5 protein-coding genes are annotated in these 11431 nt (G+C 50.5%); 1 reads left to right on the top strand and 4 read right to left on the bottom strand.

The genetic code is table 11. The annotated features are described in order from the left end of the window. The coding region (locus EH228_RS09730) for a RidA family protein (RefSeq protein ID WP_193323314.1) at positions 1 to 240 on the top strand (240 nt) is incomplete at its 5' end. A gap of 99 nt (positions 241 to 339) precedes the next feature. Here EH228_RS09730 and EH228_RS09725 read toward each other — a convergent pair. The 4 genes from EH228_RS09725 to EH228_RS09710 all read right to left on the bottom strand — a co-directional run. Next, positions 340 to 1455: an HlyD family type I secretion periplasmic adaptor subunit gene (locus tag EH228_RS09725; protein WP_240116266.1), complete on the bottom strand. Its 1116-nt coding sequence runs from the start codon at positions 1453 to 1455 to the stop codon at positions 340 to 342. Between the two features lie 80 nt (positions 1456 to 1535). Beyond that, positions 1536 to 3725, bottom strand: coding sequence for a type I secretion system permease/ATPase (locus EH228_RS09720; protein ID WP_204902657.1), 2190 nt, complete (start codon positions 3723 to 3725; stop codon positions 1536 to 1538). Between the two features lie 43 nt (positions 3726 to 3768). Beyond that, positions 3769 to 5250, bottom strand: a complete 1482-nt coding sequence (locus tag EH228_RS09715) for a TolC family outer membrane protein (protein WP_152321479.1) — start codon at positions 5248 to 5250, stop codon at positions 3769 to 3771. A gap of 152 nt (positions 5251 to 5402) precedes the next feature. Next, positions 5403 to 11431, bottom strand: a 6029-nt coding sequence (locus tag EH228_RS09710; protein ID WP_152321478.1) for a BapA/Bap/LapF family large adhesin, incomplete at its 5' end; no start/stop codon positions are given.

The raw sequence follows: 11431 nt of genomic DNA, 5'->3' as shown, positions 1-11431 counted from the left end.
CCTATCTTTTATTTTAAGATACATCTACTGTCTGGTGTTTCTCGGGGCCGCCCCATCGTACGTTTGACTGTCTTTGTCACCGATATGCTGCGTTACCGTCCGTTGGTCAATGAAGTCCAGCAGGAGCGTTGGGCAAATAAGCCCTTACCTCCCCGTACTATTGTGGAAGTATCAGCGCTCAATCAGCATGATTTCGTTGAGGTTGAAGCGATATTAGCCCGGATTAATCACCCAGAATAAAGCTGTGACGCGCTTATTACGAAGCTGTGGCGCAGGTGGCTGAACACTGGCAGAGTGATGGGGGTAGCGGGGAAGCCGGCTGGCTTCCCCTTAGGATGATTATCGTTCGCGCAGGGCTTCTCTGGCCCGATTAAGCGGTTTGATCAGATATTCCATGACCGTTTTACTTCCGGTATGAATTTCAGCCATCGCTATCATGCCAGGATAGATCGGGAATTTCTTACCTTCTTTGTTCACCAGATAGTCTTTATCGGTACGCACGTACACGCGGTAGTAATATTGATCCCGGTGCACCTCATCCTGAATCGTGTCTGGGGAAATAAAGGCCACTTTGCCTTCCAGTCCACCATAAATATTGAAGTCATAGGCGGTCAGTTTTACCATCGCCCGCTGGCCTGGGGTGATAAATGCCACATCACGGGGAGCGATCTGCGCCTCAATCATCAGTTGTTCATCCAATGGAACGATTTCCATCAAATTGCCGCGCTGCGGAACGACACCGCCGACCGTGTTTACTTCAATATCTTTCACAATCCCTCTGACCGGCGCCTTAACCACTGTCCTTTTCAACGAGTCGGCCCGACCGATAATGATCGAACGCTGTGAAGCCACTTCTGCATTGGCCTTCGCCAGTTCCTCGCCAACCTTAACAGTGTACTGATTTTGCGTATCGTTCAGCTTACTCTGCAAATCGTTGGCCTGACGCTTCAGCCGCAACACCTCTACATTGCTGGCTGCGCCTTTGGCAACCAGTGAAGAGGTCAGCTTCAGTTCTCGGTTGATCAAATCCAACGCTTCGTTCAACCCGGCAAGGCTTTTCTTCAGATTTTCACGACGTGATTTGTATAACGCTGTTTCAGCCGCCACCAGTTTTGGATCTTCCAGCACCTCTTCCGGAAACGTCAGCTCGCGGCCTTCCATCTCGGCCTGTAAACGCGCCGAGCTCGCCAGCGCCGCCAGCAAACGCGAGCGACTCTCCTGTACGCCGGAATCAATCTGCGTAGGATCAAGCAACGCCAGCACCTGGCCTGCTTCCACCACATCCCCTTCATGTACTTTCAGTTCCTTTAGAATACCGCCTTCCAGGGACTGGATAATTTGTTCATGGGAGCTGGGCACCACCTTGCCAACGCCTACGGTGACTTCATCTAATTCAAAGTGAGTCGCCCAAAAGAAGAACAGTCCCAGCAGCAGCATGACTGACCAGACAATCATCGAGCCAGGGGATAATAAACGGCGTGAGGGATAATATTTTGTTTTTCTCGACCATAAAGAGAAAGAACGTCTCAGAATACTCATGATGATGCTCCCTGCGCAGACAGATTCACTTTACCTTGATGCGCTGCGGGTTTCGTTTTCGGCGCAGCAGGCACCAACAACGCTTCTTTTTTGCCGTCACGAACAATTTTGCCGTTGTCGACCAGTAAAATACGATCAACCAATTGCATTACAGCCGGGCGATGCGTGGCGATGATTACCGTGCGGTTCCCCATCCAGGCCTGCAATTTATTGATCAGATGTTTTTCCACCGCGTCATCCAGCCAGGCGGTGGGTTCATCCAGCAGTACAATATTGGGCTGACGCAGCACCGTACGAGCCAGCAACAGTTGCTGTCTCTGTCCGCCGGAAAGCCCTTTACCACCTTCCTGCAACTGATAATCCATTCCTTCCGGCAGACGGCGGATAAACTCAATCGCGCCGCTGATTTCCAACGCCTGCAACAACTCATCTTCCGTCGCCAACGGCATACCTAAGCGCAGGTTTTCACGGATAGTCCCGAAAAACAGTGAAGAGTTTTGTCCGAGCAAACCGACATCACGACGGACATCCAGCGGATCAAATGAAGAAAGGCGCACGCCATCCAGCAAAATAGCCCCTTCGTTTGGCGGTAGCAGACCCGCCAGCATTTGCAATAAGGTGGATTTTCCCGAACCGTTATGTCCCAGCAAGGCGATTTTCTCGCCGGGTTTGATCGTCAGATTTTTGACCATCAATACCGGGTTGGGCGAATTTGGATCGTAGCGATAGATAACGTCCGACAACTGATATTCGCCATAAATTTTAGGACGGTGGATTTGCACGCTACGTTCCGGCTGATCAACCTCGCTACTTAACAGGTTCTCCAGCCCTTCACGAGCGACTTTCGCCTGCTGCCAACGTCCCATGATCATTGCCAACTGTCCTAACGGCGCCATCATGCGGGAGGCCAACATTGAGCAACCAATCAGCACCCCGGTAGAGATATCGCCATTAATGGCGAGAAAAGCACCGACCAACACCACGCTGATATAAGCGACAGTCTGCACTTCACTGGTCCAGCTTGAAAGTAATCCACTGATAAGACGTTGTTTTTTAGACGACCTGCTGATAGTTTCGTTCAGGTGATTCCACTGGTTCTGGAAGTAAGGCTCGGCACGCAGCATCTTGATGTCATCCATGCCCTGTACCGCCTCAACCAGCATCGCATTGCGCACCGCAGACTCGCGCATGGTTGCCCTGGACAGCTTCGCCAACGGACGCTGCACCAGCAGACCGGGAATGACAATCAACGGAATTGCCGCTATCGGCACCAGTACCAGCCAGCCGCCCAACAGCCACAGAACAAAGAGAAAAATAATCAGGAATGGCAAATCGGCAATAGCGGTGACCGTAGTGGAGGCGATCAACTCACGGATCTGCTCCAGTTCACGGATTTGTGCAATAAATGAACCCGTCGATTTTGGCCGCTGATCGTTACGGATACGCAAAGCATGGCCAAATACCCGGTCGGAAATACGTAAGTCAGCATTTTTACCTGAGGTATCAGAAATATGCGTGCGAGTAACGCGCATGACAAAAACAAATGTCAGTGCAATCATTACTCCGCTGAATAACACCCACAGTGAAGGAATGGACTGAGAAGGAATGATCCGGTCATAAACCTGCATGGTGAAAAGCATGGCCGACAATCCGAGAACGTTCGAGATCAATGACGCGAACATCACGTTCACATAGCTCGGCCACTCCCGCAGGATGGTCTGCCACAACCAGTCAGCACGATAAGGTTTAATGTAGTCATCTACACGGGCATCCGGTATCGACGTTTCCGGTTTAGCCATCAATACACGATGGGCATTTTCAGCCAGTTCTTCCATGCTGAGCACAGTTTGTAACTGCTTTTCACCATTCAGGATGACGCTAACTTTGCCCTCTTCGCCGCAGGTGGTCACCACCCCAACGCCTCTATCGCCAAAGTCGACGATCAACGGCATACGCCATGGATCCAGCAGATCCTGATGATAGCGGTCGAAAAACACCACCAACCCCAACTGACGAGCCATCGCTTCAACCAGCGCATCCTGCGGCAGGTGGCTTAAATGCCATTCTGCTTCGCCTTTCACCCGCTCAGGGGAACCATCCAGGCGATAATGTTTCGCAACCAGCAATAATGCTTCCAGCCAGGGTAGGTAACTTTTTCTTTCAGGTGAGGCGGTCGCCTTTTCCATAGTATTTAAATTTTCCATAATATTAATCTCGAGCTAACTGACGCTATTGCGTAATGCGCAACCCCTGAATAACCTGACCATTTAAATTAAATACATCCCGGGCCATACCCGCCAGAACGATATAATTCACTGATGCGGCCCATAAATCACAACGGGCATTAATTAAATCTTGCTCCGCACGACTTATTTCCTGTTCAGCATTAAGCAGATCAAGCGCGTTTCTATTGCCCAGTGATAAATATTGCTCACGATATAATGAGCGTGTTTCAGTAATTGTTTTCATCCGATTCGTCAGCAATGAAATATTACGCTGCAAACCATTAATACTCTGGTAATAACTACGTTGCTGGTCAGTTAATTCTAACTTTTTACTGGCAATCAGCGATTTTGCTGCTTCCAGCGCACGTGCGCTGGCACTTTCCTGAGCCGCCAGCGATCCGCCCTGATAAAGCGTGCTGCTCACTGACAAATAAACATTTTGATACTGACTATGGCTCTGGTATTTTTCTATATCGCCAACATATTTATTAGTATTCGCCTCCAGGGATAATGTCGGATAACGTTGCGCTTTATAGCTACGTAATTCAGCCCTGGCGATGGCGACATCCGCCTGGGCCATCAGAATTGTGGGGTTTTTGTTAAGATCAACTTTTTCACCCTGCTTGTTAATCAACGACAGCAATTCATGTGGGGCAGAGAGATGCATTGATGGCACGGGCTGGCCAAGTAGCGACTGCAGGTGATATTGCTGCTGCTGTAGCTTGATTTCCATTTCCTGCTGCTGTGCTTCTGCCGCTTCAACGCGGGCCTGAGCCTGAACCGGATCAACGCGAGTACTGGCGCCCGCTTCCGCCCGCATCTGGGTCAGGGACATCACGTCACGCAGGGATTTAACTTGTTTTTTCGCATTATCAACCAGTTGCGAGTATCGATATACTTCGTTTAAGGCCAGCGCGGTTTGCTGCACAATGGTATCGATCTGCTCAAGCACACTGGCTTGCTGGCGCAGATATTTCGCACTCGCCTGATCGACAGCGCTACCCGTTTTACCGAAGTCATACAGCATTTGTGATAAACCGACGGTAAAGATCTGTCCTGTGCCTTCATCCTGCTGACGTCCCGAGGTGACGCCTGCTTTAATGGCCGGAAGGTAACCCCCTTTAGCCGCATCAATGGTGAAATCAGCAGACTCCAGAGAGGCAATGGTACTGCTGATCGCAGGATGGCGACTCACGGCGAGATGAATGGCGGATTGCCAGTCGGCAGGAAAGTTTTTTTCCAGCGTGACTGGATCCTTTACTGTCGGCTGCATTTCAATTTCTGCGGGAGACACATTGAGTTTTTTTGCCAGATCGGTCCCACCCGCTGGCCTCTGATCAGGCTCAGGTGTTTTAGAAAAAGCCCCCCAAAAACCTGCTGGCGCTTCATCAGCATTCGACTGCGCAGTTGAAAAAGGTTTTTTTTCAGCAGCACAGGCGTAAGACACACTTATTACGCAACAAAGGGTAATAAATATTTTTTTCATGATTAATTGAAACTTCCTGGTTGTGATGTAGTGTTAAAAAACGACCTGAAAGACCTGCAACTTAAATAAAATGTTAAACCTTGAATAAATAACAGGCTGACACCGAAGTGCCAGCCTGGATTTATTATGAGTTACAGATTAACTACAGGTTATTAACCAATCGTAACATCGTCTTCAACATACAACTGCACTGAAGATCCATCAGCAGTGGTACTGGTGTAATGATGGTAAGTTACTCCATTCACCAGCAACGAACCGACATCATCCCAGCTACCATTCAGCGTTAATGTATCGCCGTCAGCACCTCTGACATATAATGTATTATTGTCATCTGTCACCTTCAGCAAACTTTCTGCGCTGATAACCAGGTTGTCATTATCGCTGTCGTCCAGCAAATCAATTTGCTCGATATTATTAACAATCGAGGAAATATCGCTGAGGTTCAGCGTTCCGGTACCATGCCAGGCCAGAATATCGTTACCGTCCGCACCATTAATAGAAGTGAAGTCAGTATCGTATACCTCGAAGACATCGCCACCGCTGGTGCCGGTAAAGGTCAGTTCTCCGCCAGCACTGCCATCAACATCAATACCCAGATTGAAACTCAATGTGGCACTGCTGCCATCAGAGAGCGTGTAGGTATAGGTGTCAGTGACGCCAGTATGCTCAGCAGACGTATCAGCCTCGTAACTATAGTTACCATTGCTGTCGATCAGCAATGTGCCGTAAGCGCCTTTAAAGCTCACGCCATCATCGGTCACCGTTGCTTCTTCGCCGCTCTGGCTGACCGAGGTAACGGACAGCGTGTCATCCACAGAGACGGTACCCGTAATGCTTTCAGACACTTCATTAAAGGTCAGACCCTCCTGGACGTAGAGCTTGATAGCCGTACCATCCAGCGCGGTACCGGTGTACAGCGTGTAGGAGATGTTGTTCAGCGTGAAGACACCGCTAACATCCCAGACACCTTGCAGTGAAAGCGAGTCTTCACTGCCGCCACGCACATACAGCGTATTGTTTTCATCGGTGACTTTCTTGATATCATCCGCAGTCAGCAACAGCACAGCGGCGGCGCCGTTATCCTGAAGATCAATCACTTCGATACCACTAACCTTGTCAGCAATGTCACTAAGCTGCAGATCGCCTGTACCGCTCCACACCAACGTATCCTGGCCGGATTTACCATCCACCGAGGTAAAGTTAGTATCATAGATGCTGAAGCTGTCATCACCCACGGTACCTTCCAGCGTCAGTGCGCCGCCTTCTGAGCCGTCAACCGATACCCCCAGCGTTATCACCAGATTTTGGATGGTGCCATCTGCCAGAACATAGGTGAACGAGTCTTCACTTCCGGACAGCTTAATCACTGAATCGCTGTTCAGCGTATAGGTGTAGCTGCCGTCCTGGTAAATAGTCAGCGTACCGTAAGTCCCGGAGATGGTCGTTCCTGCCGAGGCGACCAGTGTGTAGCTTGCCGCGCCGGACACGATCCCTGCCGCTACCGATCTCACCAGAGTGCTGCTGTCGCTGGTGCTATCGCTGGTAAAGACCGAGCCTGTAACACTGGAACTGGTACTGACCTTATAGTCGGTGGTACTGACGATATTGGCTGAAACACTGACTGTCAGCGTATCGTAGTTAGTTGACCACAAGAAGCCCGTATAACCTGACTGCGTGCTGTCAACCACGATACGATATTCGCCAGCATCCAGACCAGACAGGGAAACACTGAGCCCCTCGCTGCTGGTGACTGTCTGCGTACCACTGGTCACCGTATCCCAGGAGTAAGTCTGCGTATTATAAACCTGCAGAGACCAGCTCACAGACACACTGTTGCTTGCATTGATCGACGACCCGGTAACACTGAGGTCAATTTCCTGCAAATCACTGCTGCTGCTAACCGTAAAGCTATCACTGGTAAAGCTGCTGCTCGCCGTGTTCATGGTGGTTGACTGGTCAACACTGTCGCTAACCAAAGCCACCTGACCGGTAACATCCGCAGCGTTATTCTCAGACGCCGTCTCGGTACTACTGAGCTGCACATCACGGTCCACATACAGATCGACGGTCTGGCCATCATCGGTGGTACTGGTGTAGTGAATATAGGTAACATTGTTAACTACTTCACTGCCCACCTGTTGCCAGCTGCCGCTTAGCGTTATCGTATCACTGGTTGATCCCCTCACATACAGCGTGTTGTTGTCATCGGTGATATCCGCCACGTTTTGCGCCGTGATCAACAGATTATCCACTTCTGTGTCATCCAACAGATCAATCTCTTCGATATTGCTGACTTTGCTGGCAATATCGCTGACTGTCAGCGTACCTGAGGCGTCCCATTCCAGCGTATCAAAGCCGTCGCCGCCATCAATACTGGTGAAGGACGTTCCTGTCACTGTGAAGGTATCGCCATTCTCTGTCCCTGTGACTTCCGCCGCGGTGGTGACGCTAAATTCATCACCTGTTGTGCTGCCGGAAATTACCGTGGAAGAAAGGCTGATATCATCCTGTACATAGAGATCAACCGCCGTGCCATCGTCACTGGTTCCGGTCAGGTGCGTATAGCTGACACTATCCACGATGACTGTACCGGCAACAATCCAGGTGCCCGTCAACGTGATGGAATCATCACTGTCACCGTTGATATACAACGCATTGTTATCATCGGTCATGGCACTGACGCTTTGTGCGTCAACCACGACTGTCGACGCGTTACTGCCGGACAGCAAATCAATGGTTTCGATATTGCTGACTTTTGAGGCAATAGTGCTGAGAACCAACTCGCCTTCACCATGCCACGCCAGCGTATCGCTACCATCCTCACCGTCAACTGAACTGAACTCAGTATCATAGACAGCGAAGACATCATCTGCCGCAGTACCATCGAAGACCAGCGCGCCGCCGTTGCTACCATCGACTTCAACACCCAGATGAATAGTCACTGTGGCGGTGACCACTTCACCGTTAGCACCTTGCAACGCGTAGGTAAAGACATCCTCTGAACCCGTTGGCAACGAAGTTGTGCTCGGCGTGTATGTGTAGGCGCCATTGCTGTAGACAGTTAGCGTACCGTACTCACCTTCAATGGTAACGCCACTTTCGGTTACATAGGTGTAGCTGCTGTCTACTGAGGTATCTCCGGTGCTGTCACCCGCTTTGATGTACATTTTGGTGTAGATAGAACTCAGTTTATCTACCGTACCATCTGTTCCTTCGTCGGTCAGAATGTTACCGGTGGCCACTTCACTGTCAGTGATAACATAATCAGTGGTGCTGACAATGTTCACATCCATATCGAGGATCAGGTTATTGCTTGCTCCAGTGGTCGAAATCGCGATGCGATAAGTTCCGGCTTCCGAAACCAGCGTCGACATATCTACCGTGAGAACCGTCTCACCATTATGGCTTCCGGCCGCAATAACCGCTGTATAGGTATTCACCGTCGACCAGGTACCATCGCTATTCAGTTTTTGCACCGAATAAGTGACGGTAGTATCCGAGGTGAAGTTGTTACCTAACATTCCCCACTCGGTAGAGAGTGTCAGCGTTCCCGTGACCAGATCATTATCACCGGTCAGCGTGAATGAAGATGTATAGTTTTCAGTCCCACCGTAAGTCAGTAGCACATCCGTATCGCTGGCGCTTGATGAAACATAGGTCACTGTCACACTGGCATCGGCTTCATTACTGGAGGCGATATCCGTCACCGCTGATGCGCTCGGATCGGTCGGATCCCAGGTCAACGTCAAGGCGTCATTAGTGCTGCCAATCTGCACATAGAGTTGTGCTGAAGAACTCTCTCCCGTTGCCGAATCAGTAATGGTATAAGTAAAGGTATCAACTTTACCGATACTACTCATTGACGTCTCTGGGACATATTCATAGCTACCATCAGCGTTAATGGTCAGGGTGCCATACTGTCCGACCAGTGTAACCGTGGTCGTGGTTGCATCCAGTGTCACCGTGGTGACAGTACCATCACTGTTAGTCACGCTCACTGCCGTGACGCTGGTGTATGCGCTATGCGGAATACTATCCGTACCATATACACTGTCATCATCGGTGAGAACGTTGCCTGTCGCGGTAGTGTAGTCAGTCGGTGTTCCCTGATCGGCTATGGTATAAACCGTCTTTGACGCTTCCAGGGTGAAACCAACGCCCACGTTAATACCCGTAGTGGTATAAACCAACCGATAAGTACCTGCGGTCAGCCCTGACAACGTTATGGTTGAGGTTGATGCACCTAAACCAAACAAGCCAAACAGGTTGCTGCTGTCATCTTCAGAAACGTCTACCCACTCTCCGGTTGAAGAGTCATACTTCTGCAGCACCAGAGTAGAGCTACTGGCAAGGTTGAACAGGGCAGATGACGTTGCCGTCACCACCAGATCAATCACCGTGCCATCCTCTACCACTATCGAGTCACTGGTGATGGTGTTGTTCAATGAAACCAAACCACCATCACTCAGTACCGTTCCCAGATCCTCTGCAACATCAGTTTCATAGGTAAAACCAACGGTCGCCCCTGAACTGATATTATCGGTAGCCGTCAGCGTGATGACCTCAACATTCAGATCCAGAGTGTCCGACGGTTCACTACTGTTACCCGCCGTATCGGTTACCGTGAAGGTCAGTTCATGACTACCATCATACAGGCCTTCTTCCACAGTGAAGCTCCAGCTACCGTCATCTGCAACCGTGACTTCACCGATAATTTCACCGTTGTCGTAAATGGTGACGGTTGTACCCGGCTCCAGATCGCTACCGCTGAACGTCAGTTTACTGTCGGTCATGGTGTCCGCAGCACTGACTACCGTGCCAGTTTCGTCGGTAATCACTACAGTACTGACATCTACGCCATCCGGAGCGACCGAATCAACGATATAGCTAATTGCCTCAGACTCACCACTGCTGTTGCCTGCCGCATCAGTCACTTCGAAGGTGAAACTGTGCTCGCCATCCGCCAGCGCCTCATCCGGCGTGAAGGTCCAGCTACCGTCCTCAGCCACCGTCGCGCTACCCAGTACAGTGCCATTATCACTCACAGTAATGGTTGTGCCAGCTTCCAGACCTTGAGCGCTGAAGGTTGGCGTGGTGTCAGAGATAGTACTGCCCACAGTCAGTGTGTCGCCGTTGTCATTAACAACAGTAACATCAGCAACATCCAGAACTTCCGGCGCCACCGTATCAACATTCACGTTGATGGTATCACTGCCCGTATTACCCTCTGGATCGGTAACCGTGACAATAAAGGCATGGTCGCCATCGGCCAGTTCAGTTGGCGTGAATGACCAACTGCCGTCCTCGCCCACGGTCACCGATCCCAGTTCGGTTTCACCGTCAGAGATAACCACTATCGAGCCAGGCGTTTGATCCGTACCGCTAAAGGTTGGAGTACTGTCGTTAATACTGTCGCCATCGATAATAATGTTTCCTGCATCATCAGTGATGAAAACGCCAGTATTGATCCCTTTACTCACGGAAACGGTCAAATCTATCGCATCAGATATGCCACTGCTGTTGCCTACAGCATCAGTCACTTCGAAGGTGAAACTGTGCTCGCCATCCGCCAGCGCTTCATCCGGCGTGAATGACCAGCTACCGTCTTCGGCTACCGTCACCTCACCGATAACAGTGTCGCCATCACGAATGATGACGGTTGAACCAGGTTCAAGCCCTTCGCCGCTGAAGGTTGGTGTGTTATCAGCAGTAATGCCTGCCGCAGCAATAGCTTCTCCATCATCATCCACCATGACCACGGTACTAATATCCACACCTTCTGGCGCAGTAGTATCAATCACCACCGTTACTGTTCCGCTACTCGCATTACCCTCTGCATCGGTGACAACAACAGTGAAGCTATGTTCGCCATCAGTCAGTGACGTTGCTGGCGTAATACTCCAGTTACCCGTGTCATCTACCACGACACTGCCAATTTCAGTATCGCCATCCATAATCACGACACTGGTACCAGACGTGAAGTTACTGCCTTCAAAGGTTGGGGTACTGTCGTTGGTGGTATCACCATTAGCAATGGTATTACCGGCATCATCAATGATCACCATCGTTGGATCGGTGGCAACCACGATGTTCACCGTGTCGTTCACCGCATTACCATCCGCATTGGTACCATCAATCACCAGGGTGTGCTCGCCATCCGCCAGCGGTTCATCCGGCGTGA

This window comes from Erwinia endophytica (assembly GCF_009295515.1).
Taxonomy (GTDB): domain Bacteria; phylum Pseudomonadota; class Gammaproteobacteria; order Enterobacterales; family Enterobacteriaceae; genus Erwinia; species Erwinia endophytica.
The sequence above is the reverse complement of the archived record's forward strand: the minus strand, read 5'-3'. Positions and strand labels throughout refer to the sequence as shown.